This window comes from Streptomyces sp. Ncost-T10-10d, from assembly GCF_900091955.1.
In the GTDB taxonomy this organism is placed as follows: domain Bacteria; phylum Actinomycetota; class Actinomycetes; order Streptomycetales; family Streptomycetaceae; genus Streptomyces.
The window spans coordinates 1-18187 of record NZ_FMDF01000175.1 but is presented as its reverse complement, the minus strand read 5'-3'; the positions used below and the strand labels follow the sequence as shown (position 1 = coordinate 18187).

Sequence of the window (18187 nt, the reverse complement as noted above, 5' to 3'; positions counted from 1 at the left end):
CGGACCGCGACCGATCACGGCCCGCCGCCTGCACCCCCCCCGCAGGCGACGGGCCATCACTGTGCCCGCCGCCGCTGCACCACCGCCCCGTCACGGCCCTCGTTCAACCGCTCGGCGGCACCGCGGTTATCCGTACCGTTAGTGTGGGGCCCCGTCCGAGACGCGCCAACGCCCCGACGGAGCGCGCGTGTACACCGATGCAGCCCCCGGGGGGACGCCCCCCGGACCCGGCCGGAGGGCCCGTACCTCGATGTCCGTGCACAGCCAATCGACGGCGCCGTACGCGGCTGCCGCCGCCCCAGACTTCCCCCGGCATGTCGTCACCGCCGTGCTCGTCTCCCACGACGGCGCGCGCTGGCTGCCCGACGCGCTCGCCGGGCTGCTCGGGCAGGAACGCCCCGTACAGAACATCGTCGCCGCCGACACCGGCAGCGCCGACGACTCCGCGCGGCTGGTCACCGAAGCCCTCGGCGCCGAACGCGTCCTGCACCTCGCGCGCCGTACGAGCTTCGGCACCGCCGTCGACGAGGCGACCCGCACGGCCGGCGTCCTCACCCCCGAGGACCTCCCGTACCTGAAGCGCCCCAGCAGCTGGGACCCCGTCAGCAGGTCCTGGCGCGACGACGCGTACGACCTGCCCGAACTGCCGCACGGCGAACCGGTGCAGTGGCTCTGGCTGCTCCACGACGACTGCGCACCCGAACCCGACGCGCTCGCCGAGATGCTGCGTGTTGTCGACAGCGACCCGCACGCGGCGATCGTCGGCCCCAAGCTCCGCGGCTGGTACGACCGCAAGCAACTGCTCGAAGTCGGCGTCTCCATCGCCAACAGCGGTCGCCGCTGGACCGGACTCGACCGGCGCGAGCAGGACCAGGGCCAGCACGACCAGGTCCGTACCGTGCTCTCCGTCTCCACCGCGGGCATGCTGATCCGCCGTGACATCTGGGAGGAACTCGGCGGGTTCGACCGCAGGCTCCCGCTGATGCGTGACGACGTCGACCTGTGCTGGCGCGCGCACACAGCCGGACACCGGGTGCTCGTCGCCCCCGATGCCATCCTCAGGCACGCCGAGGCATCCGCCCGCGAGCGCCGCCCCATCGACTGCGCGGGACGTTCGGTCGCCTCCCCGCACCGTGTCGACAAGGCCGGCGCCGTCTACACGATGCTGGTCAACGCACGCGCCAAGGCCCTGCCCTGGGTGATGCTCCGGCTCGTCCTCGGCACCCTGCTGCGTACCCTCGCCTATCTCGTCGGCAAGGTGCCCGGCCAGGCCCTCGACGAGGTCGCCGGGCTCTTCGGCACCCTGCTGCGGCCCGGGCGGATCCTCTCGGCCCGGCGCAGCCGCGGCAAGGGCGCCGTCGACCAGGCCGAACTGCGCGGCCTCTTCCCGCCGCCCGGCGCCACCGTCCGTGCCACCGTCGAGCAGGTCGCAGGAAACTTCGGCGGCGGTTCCGATGCCGACTCCGGCGGCTCACGGCACGGCGCCGTGGAGTCCGGTCCCGGTGGCGACGACGCCGACTTCCTGGAGATCGAGCAGTTCGCGCGGCTGAAGCGGATCGGGCGCAAGCCGGGCCCGGTGCTCTTCGCCCTTCTGCTGTTCGTCTCGCTCGTCGCCTGCCGCAGCCTGCTCGGTGGCGGAGCGCTGGCGGGCGGTGCACTGCTGCCCGCGCCCGCCGACGTCTCCGACCTGTGGGGCAGGTACGCGGACGGCTGGCACCCGGTCGGTACCGGCGGCACGCAGACCGCACCGCCCTACCTCGCCATCATCTCGGCCCTGTCCGTGCTGTTCCTCGGCTCGACCGGCCTCGCGCTCACGCTGCTGCTGGTCTGCTCGGTCCCGCTCGCCGGGCTCACCGCGTACTTCGTCTCCCGGCCGCTGCTCGAATCAAGGCTGCTGCGGGCCTGGGCGAGCATCGCGTACGCCTTCCTGCCCGCCGCGACCGGCGCACTGGCGACGGGCCGTCTGGGCACCGCCGTACTGGCCGTCCTGCTCCCACTGATCGCCCGCGCCGCCGTCTCCGCGCACGGCATGCGCGCCGCCGGCGACGCCCGCGGCAGCTGGCGCGCCACCTGGACGTACACCCTGCTCCTCACCTTCGCGATGGCCTTCACGCCCATCGTCTGGCCGCTCGCCGTGGTTCTCGGCGTCGGGGTGCTCGCACTGCGCCGCGACGACATCGCCGCGTACGGGCTCCGCTTCCTCGCAGCGATCGGCACCCCGCTGCTGGTTCTCGCGCCCTGGTCGCTGTCGCTCCTCACCAGCCCGTCCGGCTTCCTCAAGGAGGCGGGCCCGGAGATCGGTACGGGCACGGCTTCCGCGCTCGACCTGCTCGGCATCAGCCCCGGCGGCCCCAAGGCCGCAGGCGGTGTGCTGCTGCTCGGCATCGTGTTCGCCGCGCTGGCGGCGCTGCTGCGCGGGGAGCGGCAGTTCGCGGTACGTACCGCGTGGGCGGTCGCGCTCGTGGCACTGGTCTTCGCCGCTCTCGCCAACGGTTCGGGCTGGGCGGGTCCCGCCACCCTCGTCTACGGCATCGCGCTGATCGCCGCCGCGCTGGTCGGCGCGGACGGCGCCCGGGTACGCGTGGCCGAGCTCAGCTTCGGCTGGCGCCAGCCCGTCGCCGCACTGATCGCTCTTGCCGCGGGCCTCGCCCCGGTGCTGGCCGCCGCCGGCTGGATGATCGGCGGCGCCGCGGGCCCGCTGGAGCGCCGCGACCCGGTGCAGGTGCCCGCGTTCGTCGCGGAGGAGAGCACCACCCGCGACCAGCCGCGCACCCTGGTCCTCGGCGGCACATCGCCCGCCGCCGTCTCGTACACCCTGGTACGCGGCTCCGGCGCGCGGCTCGGTGACGCGGAACTGGCCGAGGCGAGCGGCAGCAACAGCCGCCTCGACAAGGTCGTCGCCAATCTGGTCGCGGGCTCCGGCGCCGACCAGGGCAGCCAGCTCAGCGGATTCGCGATCCGTTATGTACTGGTACGGGACGGCGCTCCGAAGGAGATGAGCCGGGTCCTCGACGCGACCCCGGGCCTCAGTCGGCTGAGTCAGCTGGACGGCAGTGCGCTGTGGCGGGTCGACCGGCAGGTCGCCCGCGTCATGATCATCCCGTCCGGCGCCGACGGCGAACCGCTGCCCGTGGGCTCCCTCCCCGTCGAGGCGCACACGAAGATTCCGGCAGGCGGCTCCGGCCGGGTGCTGCGGATCGCCGATGCCGCCGACCCGGGCTGGGAGGCCACGCTCAACGGGCGTGCCCTGACCCGGAAGACCGTCGACGGCTGGGCTCAGGGCTTCGAGCTCCCCGCCGAGGGCGGCACCCTGGACCTTACGTACAACACCCCGCTCACCCACACCGCCTGGATCTGGGCCCAGGTCGCGCTGGCCGTGGTCCTGGTGGTCCTCGCCCTGCCCGGCCGTCGCCGGGAGATCGACGACGACCTGCCCGAGGAGGACATGGCGGTCCCCGCGGAGCCGGTCTCGGGGGAGGGGCGCCGGGCACGCAGGCTGCGCGCGGCCGCCAAGGCGGAGGCGGAGGCCGAGCCGGAGCCGGACGGGAGCGCCGAGGAGGCGGCGGGGGAGTACATCCCCGCACAGCAGACGGCCGAACCGCATCCGCAGCAGACCGACGACCAGGGCGTGTTCACCCCGCAGGCCGACAGCGATCAGTACGCGGCGGTGCCGCAGCAGCAGTACGGAGAATGGGACGCGCAGCAGTACCAGGGCGCCGACTACCAGCAGTACCAGGACGGCCAGTACCAGGACGGCCAGTACCAGGACGGCCAGTACCAGGACGGCCAGTACCAGGACGGCCAGTACGGTACGCAACAGGAGCACCAGGCGACCGCCGACCCGTACCAGCAGAACGCCTACGACCCGTACGGCTACGCGCAGCAGCAACAGCAGTACGACCCGCAGGCGCAGTACGCCCCTCAACCCCCTCAGTACGACCCGCAGGCTCCGTACGACCCCCAGGCCCACTACGGCCAACAGGGCCAGTACGACCCGCAGAACCCCGACGAGAACCCCGCCCCGGGCCAGAACCCGTGGCCGACCGGTAACGCATCGCGAGGCGAGTCCGAGTGAAGTCCACCAGCCTGTCCCTCATCGCGGGCACCGTCGCCCTCGCCGCCGTCACCGGCTTCGCCGCGCTCACCGTGCCCGAAGACGGGGGCACGACGGAGGCGAAGGCCGCCACCCGGCTGCCGGTGGAACGGTCCACCCTGCTCTGCCCGGCGCCCGGTCTCTCGGACCTCGCGGAGACGACATACACGTCGTTCACCCCGGCGGGCGGCAGCGGCGGCGAGGCCGGTACGGCCGAACTGAAGCAGTCCACGTCCACGACGGCCGACGACGCCACGAACAAGGACGGGAACAAGGACAAGAAGGACAAGGCGAAGGCGGATCCCGGAAAGCCGGTCGTCTCCCTCAAGGAGCCCGGCAAGCCGGCCACCGCCGACGAGTCCGGCGCCGACGCCCCCGCGCTGGTCGGCACCGCCACCGGCCGCCTGGCACCTGGCTGGACCACCCAGCAGACCACCACGGTCGAGGCGGGCGGTGCCCGCGGCCTGCTCGGAGTCAGCTGCACCGGACCCGACACGGACTTCTGGTTCCCGGCCGCGAGCACCGCGAAGTCCCGCGAGGACTACGTCCACCTCACCAACCCGGACGACACCGCGGCCGTCGCCGACATCGAGCTGTACGGTCCGGACGGCACCCTCAAGTCCGATGTGGGCGAGGGCATCACGGTGCCCGCCCGGTCCAGTGTCCCGGTCCTGATCTCCACGCTGACCAGCAAGGTGGCCGAGGACGTGACCGTCCACGTCACCACCCGTACCGGACGCGTCGGCGCGGTCGTCAGAGCCGCGGACGAAGGGGTCGGCAGCGACTGGCTGGCAGCCTCGGCCGACCCGACGGGCACCCTGGTGCTTCCCGGCATCCCGGCGGACGCCACCTCGGTGCGCCTGGTGGCGTTCGCACCCGGCGACGACGACGCCGATCTGACGGTGAAACTGCTCGGCAAGACCGGCGCGATCTCGCCGGCCGGACACGAGGACCTCCACGTCAAGTCGAGGATGACCGCGGGCGTCGACCTGAAGGACATCACCAGGGGCGAAGCCGGCTCCCTGCTGCTCACCCCGGCCCACGGCGGAAAGGGCGCCCCGGTGGTGGCCGCGCTGCGTGTGGTCCGCGGCAAGGGCGACGGGCAGGAGGTCGCCTACATCCCGGCGACCGGCCCGGTGGGCGCACAGGCGACCGTGGCCGACAACCGGGCCAAGGGCTCCACCCTCTCGCTCACCGCGCCGGGCGCCACCGCCACCGTGAAGGTCACCGCCTCCGCGGGCAGCGGAGGCGGCGAACCGGCCGTCAAGACGTACACGGTCAAGGGCGGTACGACGCTCGCGGTCACGCCGCCCGTACCGTCCGGGCTCAAGGGCGGCTACGCGCTGACGGTGGAGACACAGTCGGGCGGCCCGGTCCACGCCGCACGCACGCTCGCCCTGCCGCAGGCCGGCATCCAGATGTTCACCGTGCAGACCCTGCCGGACGACGGCGGAACGGTCGAGGTGCCCGCGGTCGAGCAGGACCTGTCGGTCCTGGACGACTGAGCGGGCGGGCGGTACGGGTCGTACGGGTGGGACCGGGCGCCGGGCCCGCTCGTACCGCCGCTCCTACTCCTGCCCGTACCGCGGATCGACCGACTCCGGCGAAAGACCGAGCAGGTCCGCGACCTGCTCCACCACGACCTCGTGCACCAGCAGGGCGCGCTCGTCGCGGCTCTTGGTGCGGATCTCGACGGGCCGCCGGTAGATGATGATCTGCGCGGGCCGGTCCTTCTCCGCCGAGACCGCACGCCCCAGCGGTACGGTCTCCTCCTGAGTCCCCGGCACATCGAGCACCATGAAGTCGACATCGGCCAGCTGTGGCCAGCGCCGCTCCAGCCGTTCCACCGAATCCTGCACGAGATCACGGAAGTTCTCCGCCCTGCTGGCCGAGAGCGGCACCTGGGGCGGGGCGACGGGCCCGCGCATGCCGCGGCCATGGCGGTCACGACGGCGCGGGCGCGGCTCGGACTGGTCGGGAGGGGGTACGGGACTGTCCATCACTGACGCAGGGTAACTCTCTGCCGCGCAGGTGGATCGCTGCTCCCTGACGGGGCGTCGGCATGTCCAATCCTGAACAATCCGGCCAAACGGGAGCCCGTTTCAGGCCCAGCTCCTGACCGTTGATCTCCTGCTGAATGACAGCTTTTGTGTCGAGTGGTGACCGGAATCGTTGCCGATACGGTCTGCTCCTCCGGGTTCCTCCGCAGGTCAGGAGGACTGTCCGGAAGGCGGTTGTGCCGGAGGTCACAGGGCGACACGGTGGGGTGACCTGAGGGAGAGTCGTCGCAGCCCGCTCAAGAGTGCGGTACCGTCCAACATCGTGAGCCCTGTACGTCGCTGTTCGCGCACCGCGTGCGGCCGCCCTGCCGTCGCGACACTGACGTACGTCTATGCCGACTCGACTGCGGTCCTCGGCCCGCTCGCCACTTATGCCGAGCCCCACTGCTACGACCTCTGTGCCGAGCACAGTGAGCGGCTGACCGCGCCACGTGGCTGGGAGGTCGTCAGGCTCTCCGACCCCTCCGCTCCCACCCGCCCCAGCGGTGACGACCTCGAAGCACTTGCCAATGCCGTACGGGAAGCGGCGCGCCCGCACGACCGCGGAGCCGACGGCAGGGGTGGCGGCCCGCAGGCCGCGGACCCGATGGAGGTCGCCCGGCGCGGCCATCTGCGGGTGCTGCGCTCGCCGGAGTCCTGAGCGCGGGCTGCGCGAGACCTGGCTGCCCGCACTCGTCTGCGGATTCGCCTTCGCCGCGGCCCAGTTCACCGCGTCCGATTACGTCTCCGCCCAACTCGCGGACATCGCCGCCGTGCTCGTGGGCGCGGCAGCGCTGATGGCCGTTCCCGGGGCGCGCAGGCCGGCCGAGGAGCCGGTGTGTACGGCGGTCCTGACAAGCGTGCGGAGCGAGGACCTCGATCGCGAGGACCCGCACCGCGAAGTGCTGCGTGCCTACGCCCCGTACGCGCTCATCGTCGCCGTCTTCTCCGTCGCCCGGATCCCTCCGGCCAAGGAGCTGCTGACCGAGGCGACCCGGGTTTCGAACCGGCCCCTGCTCGATGTCGCGAACCCGGCGGGCAAGCCGGTCGGCGCCAACCTCTTCACGCTCCCGGTCATCGCCACCGGCGGCACCCTCGTCCTGCTGGCCGGCCTGGTCACCACCGTCGTCCTCCGCGTACGGCCCCGGGCCGCGGCGCGCGAGTGGGCGGGCACGGTGTATGAACTGCGGTACGCGATCCTCACCGTGACCTCCGTACTGGCACTCGCGTACGTCATGAACCTCTCCGGGCAGGCCGCCACGATCGGCCAGTTCGTAGCCGCGGCAGGTGCCGGACCGGCCTTCCTCTCGCCGGTGCTCGGCCGGTTCGGCGTCGCGGTCTCCCGGCTCCGACACCTCCGCGAACGCCCTCTTCGGCGCACTCCAGGTCTCGGCGGCAGGCGAATCAGCTCTCTCACCGGAGCTGCTGGCCGCGGCGAACAGCTCCGGCGGGGTGCTCGGCAAGATGATCTCTCCGCAGAACCTGACGATCGCGTGCGCGGCGGTCGGCCTGGCCGGACGCGAGGGGGACCTGCTGCGCAAGGTGCTGCCGTGGAGCCTGGGACTGCTGTTCGTGATGTGCCTGATCGTGCCGGCACAGAGCACGACGGCGCTGGGCCGGATGCTTCCTTGAGCGGCACGGCACTCGACCCCGCCCGGCAATGAGGACAAAGCGGCAACCGGCCGCCCCCGGTCACCGTACGCACAGACGGGCAACCGCACAGCCGCACAGCCGCAAGCCCCCACGGCCCGCCCGAACGGCCGCCGGGTAGTTTGGGCGGTCCGCAGAAATCTCAGGAGGACCGGCCCGTGGCTGCTGATCTGTCGCAGATCGTCAAGGCGTACGACGTGCGCGGAGTGGTGCCCGACCAGTGGGACGAATCGCTGGCCGAGCAGTTCGGGGCGGCGTTCGTCGAGGTGACGGGTGCGGACGCGATCGTGATCGGCCACGACATGCGGCCCTCGTCGCCCGGCCTCTCGGGAGCCTTCGCGCGCGGCGCCACGGCGCGTGGCGCGGACGTCACACTGATCGGCCTCTGCTCGACCGACCAGCTGTACTTCGCCTCCGGCAGCCTCGGTCTCCCCGGCGCGATGTTCACCGCCTCGCACAACCCGGCGCATTACAACGGCATCAAGCTCTGCCGGGCGGGCGCCGCACCCGTCGGCCAGGACACCGGGCTCTCCGAGATCCGCGCCCTGGTCGAGAAGTGGTCCGAGACCGGCACACCGCAACCGGCCGCCGTCCCCGGCACCGTCACCGAGCGCGAGACGCTCCCCGACTACACCGCGCACCTGCTGTCCCTGGTCGACCTCGCATCGATCCGCCCGCTGAAGGTCGTCGTCGACGCGGGCAACGGCATGGGCGGCCACACCGTCCCCACCGTCTTCGCGGAGCTCCCCGTCGACCTCGTGCCGATGTACTTCGAGCTCGACGGCACGTTCCCCAACCACGAGGCCAACCCCCTCGACCCGAAGAACCTCGTCGACCTCCAGGCCCGCGTCGTGGCCGAGGGCGCCGATCTGGGCCTCGCCTTCGACGGCGACGCCGACCGCTGCTTCGTCGTCGACGAGCGGGGCGCGGGCGTCTCCCCGTCCGCGATCACCGCCCTGGTCGCGGCCCGCGAACTCGCCCGTAACGGCGGCAAGGGCACCGTCATCCACAACCTGATCACGTCCCTCTCGGTCCCCGAGGTCGTCCGAGAGAACGGCGGGACCCCGGTCCGTACCCGCGTGGGCCACTCCTTCATCAAGGCGGAGATGGCCGAGCACAGCGCGATCTTCGGCGGCGAACACTCCGCGCACTACTACTTCCGTGACTTCTGGAACGCCGATACGGGCATGCTCGCCGCACTCCACGTCCTGGCCGCGCTGGGCGGCCAGGACGGCACACTGTCGGAACTGGTCGCCCGGTACGACCGCTACACCGGATCCGGCGAGATCAACTCCACCGTCGCCGACCAGCCGGGCCGCACGGCAGCGGTACGTGAATCCTTCGCACCCCGCGACGGTGTCACGACCGACGACCTGGACGGCCTGACGGTCACGGGGCCGGACTGGTGGTTCAACCTCCGAGCCTCCAACACGGAACCCCTGCTGCGCCTGAACGTCGAGGCCCGGGACGAGCAGACGATGACGGCGGTACGGGACGAGGTGCTGACACTGGTCCGGGCACGGGCTTCGTAGGGCGAGTCCGGCGGTCCCGCCCACTCCGGCGATTCCGGCCCACCCGGCAATGTCAGCTCCTCCGGAGCTTCGAGAAGCGGGGGCGGCCCGGGCCGGTCCGATGAGGCGGGTAGGGGAACAGGCCCGCGGCAGGCGCCCGCCCCCGGCCCGGGCCGGGCCGCGCCCCCCGCACCCCGGCGGTAGGCTGACGTCGCCCGAACCGCTTGTTCGAATGCTTGAAGGGACTCACCCCATGCCGCTCGAAGCCGGCCTTCTGGAGATCCTCGCCTGCCCGGCCTGTCACTCTCCGCTCGACGACCGGTCGGCAGCCGACAGCCCCGAGCTGGTCTGCACCGGCATGGATTGCCGCCTGGCCTACCCGGTACGGGACGGCATTCCGGTCCTCCTCGTCGACGAGGCCCGCCGCCCCGCGTAACGGCGTCCGCGCCCCGCGTAACGGCGTCCGCGCCCCGCGCCCCGCACGGTGATCAGCACGTGATCGGAGGACCGTCCCCATGCTCGACGAGTCGCTGCTCGACGCCCCGGAAGCCCTGGCCCGAGCCGACCGCCGCGGCCTGCTCCGCGGCGCCGCCGAGGCCGGGGCCCGGGTCCGTACCGCCGCCCGGCACGCGGCGGAGGCCGGGATCGCCGCACTGAACCCGGAGGGCCGTCCCCGCGCCGTACTCGTCGCGGGCTCCGGCACCGCCGCGTCCGGCGTCGCCGACCTGATCACGGCCCTGGCAGGCGCCTCCGCGCCCGTCACCCGCATCCACCCCACCGGGGTCGCCCCCGCCGCGGGCGCGATGCGCTGGACGCTGCCCGGCTGGGCCGGCTCCGTGGACCTGCTGCTCATCGTCACGGCCGACGGTTCCGAGCCGGGCCTCTCCCTTCTCGCCGAGCAGGCGTACCGCCGCGGCTGCAGCGTCGTGGCGGTCGCCCCCCGACAATCACCGCTGCGCGAGGCGATCGACGGGGCGCACGGACTCGTCGTACCGATGGCCTCCGCCCCGCACGGTGAGTACGACGCCGAGACATCGGCCGCGGGCCCCGGCACGCTCTGGGCCCTGTTCACCCCGCTGCTCGCGCTGCTCGACCGGGTCGGCCTGGTCACCGCGCCCGCCGAGGCGCTGCAGGGCGTCGCCGACCGCCTCGACCGCACCGCGGAACGCTGCGGTCCTGCCATCGCCACGTACAGCAACCCGGCCAAGACCCTCGCCGCCGAACTCGCCGACAGCCTGCCCCTCATCTGGACGGAGGGCGAAGCCGCGGCCCCGGTCGGCCGCAGGTTCGCCGCCGTCCTGGCCGAGCTGTCCGGCCGCCCGGCCCTCGCCGCCGAACTCCCCGAGGCGCTTCCCGCTCACGGCGCACTGCTGGCGGGCACATTCGCCGCCGGGGCCGACCCCGACGACTTCTTCCGCGACCGGGTCGACGAGCCGGAGCCCCTGCACGCCCGCGTCGTACTGCTCCGCGACCGTCCCACCGGCGGCCTGAGCGCCGGGCCCGCCGCCCGCGAACTGGCCCTCGGCCACGACACGGCGATCAGCGAGCTCGAACCGGACGAGGGCACCGAACTCGAAGCCCTCGCCGAGCTCCTCGCCGTCACCGACTTCGCCGCCGTCTACCTGGCTCTTGCCTCGGCAGCCCGCGCCTGACCGCCCGCGCCGACCCGCGCCACGCACACCCCCCCGATCCACGCATCTCACAAGGACGAACTCATGGACCGGCTCTCCAACACCGTGCGCCCTTACGCCTGGGGCTCCACCACCGCCATCCCCGAGCTGCTCGGCATCGCTCCCACCGGCGAACCCCAGGCCGAGATGTGGATGGGCGCCCACCCCGGAGCCCCCTCCCGCCTCACCCGTGCAACCGGCGCCGGAGAGGCCGGCCCCGAGCAGCCGCTCACCGACGTCATCGCCGCCGACCCGGAGCGCGAACTGGGCCGGGCCACCGTCGAAAAGTTCGGCCCCCGTCTGCCCTTTCTCCTCAAACTGCTCGCCGCAGGCGCCCCACTCTCTCTCCAGGTCCACCCCGATCTCGCACAGGCAGAGCAGGGGTACGAGGACGAGGAGCGCCGGTCCGTACCGATCGACGCACCCCACCGCACGTACAAGGACGCCAACCACAAGCCCGAGCTGATCTGCGCGCTCACTCCCTTCGCCGGCCTGTGCGGCTTCCGCAGGCCCACCGAGGCCGCCGAGGCGATGGCGGCACTCGGCGTCGACTCCCTCAAGCCATACGTCGACCTCCTCGGCGCCCACCCCGAAGAGGCAGCCCTGCGCGAGGTCCTCACCGCGATCCTCAGCGCCGACCCGGCGGAGATGGCCGAAACGGTGAATCTGGCGGCCGCTGCTGCCGAACGCCTCGGCGGCGCCCACGCCCCGTACGCCCGGATCGCCCATCACTTCCCCGGCGACCCCGGTGTCATCGCGGCGATGCTGCTGAACTACGTGGAACTCCAGCCCGGCGAAGCCCTGTTCCTCGGTGCGGGTGTGCCGCACGCCTACCTCGACGGCCTCGGCGTGGAGATCATGGCCAACTCGGACAATGTGCTGCGCTGCGGACTCACGCCCAAGCACATCGACGTGCCAGAACTCCTGCGCATCGTCCGCTTCGAGGCGACCGACCCCGGCGTCCTGCGCCCCGAGGCGTCCCCGTCCGGCGAGGAGCTGTATGAGACGCCCGTGGACGAATTCCGGCTCTCGCGATTCGACCTGTCGCCCGGCGCCGACCCCGTCGAGCTGACCAGGGGCACCCCGCAGATCCTGCTCTGCACCGCGGGCGCCCCGAAGGCGGGCACGGTCGGTCTCACCCCCGGGGCCTCGGTCTTCGTACCCTCCGGCGAGAAGGTCGAAGTGTCCGGTACGGGAACTCTGTTCCGTGCCACTGTGGTGGCCTGAGGCACCGTCCGCACCAGTTGGCTGCAACAATGTCCGGCCGTACCGCGGCGCCAGGGCCGCAGCACCGAAGAAGGGACACCAGGCACCCATGAGTGCGTCAGGCGGAACCAAGGCGATCGTGGCGGCACTCGGCGCCAACCTCGCGATCGCAGTGGCCAAATTCGTGGCGTTCCTGTTCAGTGGCTCGTCGTCGATGCTCGCGGAGAGCGTCCACTCGCTCGCGGACTCGGGCAACCAGGGACTGCTGCTGCTCGGCGGCAAGAAGGCCCAGCGCGAGGCCACCCCCCAGCACCCCTTCGGCTACGGCCGCGAGCGCTACATCTACGCCTTCCTCGTCTCCATCGTGCTGTTCTCGGTCGGTGGCATGTTCGCGGTGTACGAGGGCTACGAGAAGATCAAGCACCCGCACGAGATCGAGGCGTGGTACTGGCCGGTCGGTGTGCTGATCTTCGCGATCATCGCCGAGGGTTTCTCCTTCCGCACGGCCATCAAGGAGTCCAACGAGACCCGCGGATCGCTCTCGTGGAAGGAGTTCATCCGTCGTGCGAAGGCCCCCGAGCTTCCCGTCGTCCTCCTGGAAGACTTCGGTGCGCTGATCGGTCTGGTCCTCGCCCTCGCAGGTGTCGGCCTGGCCCTCGGGACCGGCAACGGCGTCTGGGACGGAATCGGCACTCTCTGCATCGGTGTCCTGCTGATCGTCATCGCTGTCGTGCTCGCCGCCGAGACGAAGTCCCTGCTGCTCGGCGAGGCCGCCGGCGCCGACCAGGTCGAGAAGATCAAGGCCGCAGTCGTCGACGGCGACACGGTCACGGCCGTCATCCACATGCGTACGCTCCACCTCGGCCCGGAAGAGCTGCTGGTCGCCGCCAAGATCGCGGTGCAGCACGATGACACGGCCACCGAAGTGGCCAACGCCATCAACGCTGCCGAGACCCGCATCCGCGCAGCCGTCCCGATCGCCCGGGTCATCTATCTGGAACCGGACATCTACAGCGAGGCCGCTGCCGCAGCAGGCACCAACCCCGGCAAGGCCCCAGGTGGAGCGCCCGGCAACGCTCCCCGCACGACCCCCGACGGAACCCCGGACACGTCGACGGATTCCGGCCACTGACCCACTCACGTACATCTCCCAGCCGCCGCCGGCAGCCCCTCCCGCCCGCTCCCGGCATTGCTCTCCCAGCCACTCGCTGTCCAGGGCGGGCTGGGAGCGACTGGGCCGGTCGGTGTAGATTCGATCGCAGTGTCAGACGTCGCTGCTGATGGCGGTCGATCGGTCCTCATACGGGGACCGGCCGAGGGAGAGAGGGCCTCCGACGGACTGCGCTGCGAGCGCCCGGGCATTCGTGTGCCCGCCGCGCCGCAGAGCCAGCCGTGCCCACCTCGACACCCATCACGAGGAGCAGCCCGTTATGACGACGGTCGCCAATCGACAGGACTTCAAGGTCGCAGACCTCTCCCTCGCGGCGTTCGGCCGCAAGGAGATCACCCTCGCCGAGCACGAGATGCCCGGCCTGATGTCGATCCGCAAGGAGTACGCCGCCGCGCAGCCGCTGGCGGGCGCCCGCATCACCGGTTCGCTGCACATGACCGTGCAGACGGCCGTGCTGATCGAGACCCTGGTGGCCCTCGGCGCAGAGGTCCGCTGGGCCTCCTGCAACATCTTCTCCACCCAGGACCACGCCGCCGCGGCCATCGCCGTCGGCCCGAAGGGCACCCCGGACGCCCCTGCGGGCGTCCCGGTCTTCGCCTGGAAGGGCGAGACGCTCGAAGAGTACTGGTGGTGCACGGAGCAGGCGCTGACCTGGCCGAACGCCCCCACCGGCGGCCCGAACATGATCCTCGACGACGGTGGTGACGCCACCCTCCTCGTCCACAAGGGAGTCGAGTTCGAGAAGGCCGGCGCGGCCCCGGACCCGTCGACCGCGGACAGCGAGGAGTACGGCCACATCCTCACCCTGCTGAACCGCACCCTCGGCGAGTCCCCGCAGAAGTGGACCCAGCTGGCGTCCGAGATCCGCGGCGTCACCGAAGAGACCACGACCGGTGTGCACCGGCTGTACGAGATGCACCGCGACGGCACCCTCCTCTTCCCGGCGATCAACGTCAATGACGCCGTCACCAAGTCCAAGTTCGACAACAAGTACGGCTGCCGCCACTCCCTGATCGACGGCATCAACCGTGCCACCGACGTGCTCATCGGCGGCAAGACCGCCGTCGTCTGCGGCTACGGCGACGTGGGCAAGGGCTGCGCGGAGTCCCTGCGCGGCCAGGGCGCCCGCGTCATCATCACCGAGATCGACCCCATCTGCGCCCTGCAGGCGGCGATGGACGGCTACCAGGTCGCCACGCTCGACGACGTCGTGTCCCAGGCCGACATCTTCGTCACCACGACGGGCAACAAGGACATCATCATGGCTGCCGACATGGCCAAGATGAAGCACCAGGCCATCGTCGGGAACATCGGCCACTTCGACAACGAGATCGACATGGCCGGCCTGGCGAAGATCGACGGCATCGTCAAGGACGAAGTCAAGCCGCAGGTCCACACCTGGACGTTCCCCGACGGCAAGGTCCTCATCGTGCTGTCCGAGGGCCGCCTGCTGAACCTGGGCAACGCCACCGGCCACCCCTCGTTCGTCATGTCCAACTCGTTCGCGGACCAGACCCTGGCCCAGATCGAGCTGTTCACCAAGCCCGAGGAGTACCCGACCGACGTCTACGTGCTGCCCAAGCACCTCGACGAGAAGGTTGCCCGCCTCCACCTCGACGCGCTCGGCGTGAAGCTCACGACGCTCCGCCCCGAGCAGGCCGCCTACATCGGCGTCGAGGTCGAAGGCCCGTACAAGCCCGACCACTACCGCTACTGATCCCGCCCGCCGGCGACCGTGCACGTCACCACCGGTCAGTGACGACCGGCCGCTGACGGACGGAACAGCCTCAGCAGCAGCTACGAGCGCAGGCCCCCGCACCCCCGTGTCGGGGGCCTGCCCCGTACCGCACCCGCTCAGCCCGAGGAACCTCGAAGGACCCCATGCCCCGCGGCCGATATTCGCTCCATGATCTTCACGATCACACCCTCCTCGGCGAAGAACACTTCCAGTGCGCCCCCGGCCCCTCCGGCTGGCGTTACGTCTCCCAGACCACCGCCCCTTCCGGCGACCACCTCGGTTCCGTCGACCTCACCCTCGACGAACTGGGCCGCCCCATCCGGCTCGAACTTCACGCCGCGAGCTGGCAGGTCCGCGGCGCCGCCCTCGAAGGCGTCACCTGGGTCCGTACCGACCCGACCGGTACTCATGCCACCGAAGGCAATGCGCGCGCCCACGCCTTCACCGGCACATCCCCCGCATTCCTCATTGCGACCTCACGCCTGTTGCGTCTCACCCCCGATTCCCCCGCGACCCGCGTCCGCCTGGTCGCCTTCACGGACCCCGTCCTTGCTCCCCGCACCGTCGACCAGTCCTGGGCCTTGGTCAACAGTGAAGCGCACGCCACTGACAACGGCCCTCTGACGGTGGACGAATACCAGGTCAGCGCCCTGGACACCGGCGAGCAGCACACCATTCACATCGCCGGCGACGTGGTCCTGTCGGCCCCGGGAATCGAGCTCGAAGACCTGGAGTCCCCGCCCTCGCCTCGCTAGGCAGGCGGCGCGAATCCCGTCGCAGCGGGGGCTGCCCCGCCCTCCTCCACTGCCGGGACCACGGGAACACCCGCCCCCACACCTCCCACGGACGGCCCGGATCCCACCGGCGCGGAAGCAACAGCCCCACCCGCCAGTACCCCGCTCCCCGTCTGCGCAGCGACGAACACCCGCCGCGCATCCCGCGCCTGCCGCTCGTTCACCACCGCTGCCAGATACGCCCCGGCGGGTACCCCCTCGGGCACCGGAACCCCGGTCCTCGTCGCCAGCTCCACAGCCAGCCGCTCCGCCATCGACCGGCCCACCTGCACGTCGAGCTGATGCATCCGCGTCAGGTACTGGCGTATCGCCAGCCACAGACCGTCCGGCACCGCCGACAGATCCAGCCCCGAGAACCGCCCGACGAGCCACGGCGGTGGAGGGGGCACAGCGGCGACTCGTCCCGCCGACACTCGTTCCCGTACGACAAGCGTCCCCGCGAACACATCACCGAGCCGCCGCCCCCGCGCCGACACCAGCGAGGCGATACAGGCGACAACCCCGAGCGTCATCAGAATCTCGACGATCCCCATGGCCCCGCGCACCAGCGCATGCCGGAAACGGATCGGCCCCCCGTCGTCCCGGACCACCCGCAGTCCGCACGCCAGCTTCCCCAGCGAACGGCCATGGCTGAGTGTCTCCACCGCGATCGGCCCGCCCACCAGCACCAGCAGAAAGGACGCGACCGATACGGCCGCAAGTGCCGCGTCATCCAGCGTCGCCGTCGCAATGGCCAACCCGATCGACACCAGAACGAACGCCGCCCCCACCACGGCAAGATCGATGGCCAGCGCCAGCGCTCGACTGGGCAATTTCGCCGGACGCAGCCCCAGCACGACCGCGTCCCCGGTCACGAGCTCACTCATCGCCGCCCCATCCTTCGCCGATCTTCCCTGCCCCTCGGGACCTCAGTCTGCCAAGCTGACCCGCAGCGCGCCGCCGTAGTACGAACCCGTACGCACCCATGCCTGGAGCAGCAGCCGACCATGGACCTCGATGTCTTCGTGACCACCCACCGCACCGAGTGGGACCGCCTGGACCATCTCCTGCACCGCGGGCGTCGGCTCACCGGCGCGGAAGCCGACGAACTTGTCGAGCTCTACCAGCGCACGGCCACCCATCTCTCCCTCCTCCAGTCCAGCGCCCCGGACCCGATGCTCACCGCGCGCCTCACCCAGCTCGTGGCCCGTGCCCGAGCCACGGTCACAGGCACCCGCCGAGCCTCCTGGCGAGACGCCACACGCTTCCTGACCGCCGGCTTCCCCGCCGCCGTCTACCGGTCCAGGCATTGGTGGGTACCCACGGCCGTTCTCTCCACGCTGCTGGCCGCAGTCATCGGCTGGTGGATCGGCACGCATCCGGAAGTCCAGTCGGCCATCGCGGCTCCGGACGACCTCCGCCGCCTGACCAGCCCGGGCGGGGAGTACGAGACCTATTACTCCAGCCACCCGGCCGCATCGTTCGCCGCCCAGGTATGGACGAACAACGCTCAGGCCGCAGCCATGTGCCTGGTCCTGGGAGCGTTCCTCGGCATCCCGGTGATCTGGATCCTCTTCCTCAACGTGCTCAACCTTGGCGTCGGCCTCGGCCTGATGTCCTCAGCCGGACGGCTCGACACCTTCCTGGGGTTGGTTCTCCCGCACGGTCTGCTCGAACTCACTGCCGTCTTTGTCGCAGCGGGTACGGGCCTGCGCCTGGGCTGGACGGTCATCGACCCGGGCCCGCGCACCCGCCGCTCAGCCCTCGCCCAACAGGGCCGGGCCGCCATCGGCATGGCCATCGGCCTCGCACTGGTCCTGTTCGTCTCAGGCGTCATCGAAGGCTTCGTCACCCCCTCCGATCTCCCGACCTGGGGGCGCATCACCATCGGGATCGCAGCCGAGCTGGCCTTCCTCGCGTACGTCTACATCCTGGGCGGCCGAGCAGCGCGAGCAGGCGACCGGGGCGACGTCGATCCCACGGAGCGCAGTTCCGAGCTCCCGGTCGCTGCCTGATGTGCGTACGCCCCCGCTGACCTGCTAGTCTCCTCTTCGCCCCGCAAGACCGTTGACATGGTCGGCGAGGGGAGGTAGATTTTAACGGTTGCGTCGGACTGGACAGGTCCGATCCCAACAGTTAGTGTCTTCCTCGCTCTCACCGGAAATTGAATTTCCGCAGAGCCATTGATTCTCTTATTTCTGAATCGCGCAGTCGATTAACTCGGCTGAATGTTTCTGGTAAAGTCGAGTCAGCCGAAAGGCAAGGCCACTCCAAAGGCCACCGGAATTCAAATTCGGACCGGAAACGGAACGAAAAAGAGTCTGGTAAGGTTGGAA

At 71.2% G+C, this 18187-nt stretch carries 13 protein-coding genes and 1 pseudogene; 12 read left to right on the top strand and 2 right to left on the bottom strand.

Annotated features, from left to right (window positions below):
• The first annotated feature begins 250 nt into the window (after positions 1-250).
• Positions 251-4075: a glycosyltransferase gene (locus GA0115254_RS31630; RefSeq protein ID WP_093898703.1), complete on the top strand. Its 3825-nt coding sequence runs from the start codon at positions 251-253 to the stop codon at positions 4073-4075.
• Positions 4072-5598 carry a DUF5719 family protein gene (locus GA0115254_RS31625; RefSeq protein WP_093898702.1) on the top strand — a complete coding sequence of 509 codons (1527 nt, stop codon included), beginning with the start codon at positions 4072-4074 and terminating at the stop codon, positions 5596-5598. Before GA0115254_RS31630 ends, GA0115254_RS31625 begins: the two co-directional genes overlap by 4 nt.
• A gap of 63 nt (positions 5599-5661) precedes the next feature.
• Here GA0115254_RS31625 and GA0115254_RS31620 read toward each other — a convergent pair whose 3' ends face one another.
• Positions 5662-6093: a metallopeptidase family protein gene (locus tag GA0115254_RS31620; RefSeq protein ID WP_093898701.1), complete on the bottom strand. Its 432-nt coding sequence runs from the start codon at positions 6091-6093 to the stop codon at positions 5662-5664.
• A gap of 322 nt (positions 6094-6415) precedes the next feature.
• Here GA0115254_RS31620 and GA0115254_RS31615 point away from each other — a divergent pair, with 322 nt between their 5' ends.
• The 9 genes and pseudogenes from GA0115254_RS31615 to GA0115254_RS31575 all read left to right on the top strand — a co-directional run bounded on the left by GA0115254_RS31615 (position 6416) and on the right by GA0115254_RS31575 (position 15833).
• Positions 6416-6793 carry a DUF3499 domain-containing protein gene (locus GA0115254_RS31615; protein ID WP_218105595.1) on the top strand — a complete coding sequence of 126 codons (378 nt, stop codon included), beginning with the start codon at positions 6416-6418 and terminating at the stop codon, positions 6791-6793.
• Position 6794: 1 nt separating this feature from the next.
• Positions 6795-7764, top strand: a pseudogene (locus GA0115254_RS31610) (L-lactate permease); the annotation flags it as partial.
• A gap of 176 nt (positions 7765-7940) precedes the next feature.
• On the top strand, positions 7941-9314 hold the full coding sequence (locus GA0115254_RS31605; protein WP_093898700.1) for a phosphomannomutase/phosphoglucomutase: 1374 nt from the start codon (positions 7941-7943) through the stop codon (positions 9312-9314).
• Positions 9315-9546: 232 nt separating this feature from the next.
• On the top strand, positions 9547-9729 hold the full coding sequence (locus GA0115254_RS31600; protein ID WP_093898699.1) for a Trm112 family protein: 183 nt from the start codon (positions 9547-9549) through the stop codon (positions 9727-9729).
• A 79-nt stretch (positions 9730-9808) separates the two neighbouring features.
• Entirely contained in the window at positions 9809-10945 is a 1137-nt protein-coding gene (locus GA0115254_RS31595; protein WP_093898698.1) for an SIS domain-containing protein, read from the top strand.
• 63 nt (positions 10946-11008) lie between these two features.
• Entirely contained in the window at positions 11009-12190 is a 1182-nt protein-coding gene (manA, locus tag GA0115254_RS31590; RefSeq protein WP_093898697.1) for a mannose-6-phosphate isomerase, class I, read from the top strand.
• Positions 12191-12278: 88 nt separating this feature from the next.
• The gene (locus GA0115254_RS31585; RefSeq protein ID WP_093898696.1) at positions 12279-13301 is read left to right on the top strand and encodes a cation diffusion facilitator family transporter; all 1023 of its coding nucleotides are present in this window, start codon (positions 12279-12281) and stop codon (positions 13299-13301) included.
• 298 nt (positions 13302-13599) lie between these two features.
• Positions 13600-15057: an adenosylhomocysteinase gene (gene ahcY / locus GA0115254_RS31580; RefSeq protein ID WP_093898695.1), complete on the top strand. Its 1458-nt coding sequence runs from the start codon at positions 13600-13602 to the stop codon at positions 15055-15057.
• A 164-nt stretch (positions 15058-15221) separates the two neighbouring features.
• Positions 15222-15833: a hypothetical protein gene (locus GA0115254_RS31575; protein WP_093898694.1), complete on the top strand. Its 612-nt coding sequence runs from the start codon at positions 15222-15224 to the stop codon at positions 15831-15833.
• On the opposite strand, the gene GA0115254_RS31570 is transcribed toward GA0115254_RS31575, so the two are convergent.
• Positions 15830-16738 carry an RDD family protein gene (locus tag GA0115254_RS31570; RefSeq protein WP_093898693.1) on the bottom strand — a complete coding sequence of 303 codons (909 nt, stop codon included), beginning with the start codon at positions 16736-16738 and terminating at the stop codon, positions 15830-15832. The two genes, GA0115254_RS31575 and GA0115254_RS31570, sit on opposite strands and share 4 nt — an antisense overlap.
• A gap of 120 nt (positions 16739-16858) precedes the next feature.
• On the opposite strand from GA0115254_RS31570, the gene GA0115254_RS31565 reads away from it, so the two are divergent.
• Positions 16859-17866 (top strand): stage II sporulation protein M, encoded by a 1008-nt coding sequence (locus GA0115254_RS31565; RefSeq protein ID WP_093898692.1) that lies wholly within the window; start codon positions 16859-16861, stop codon positions 17864-17866.
• Positions 17867-18187: the final 321 nt, after the last annotated feature.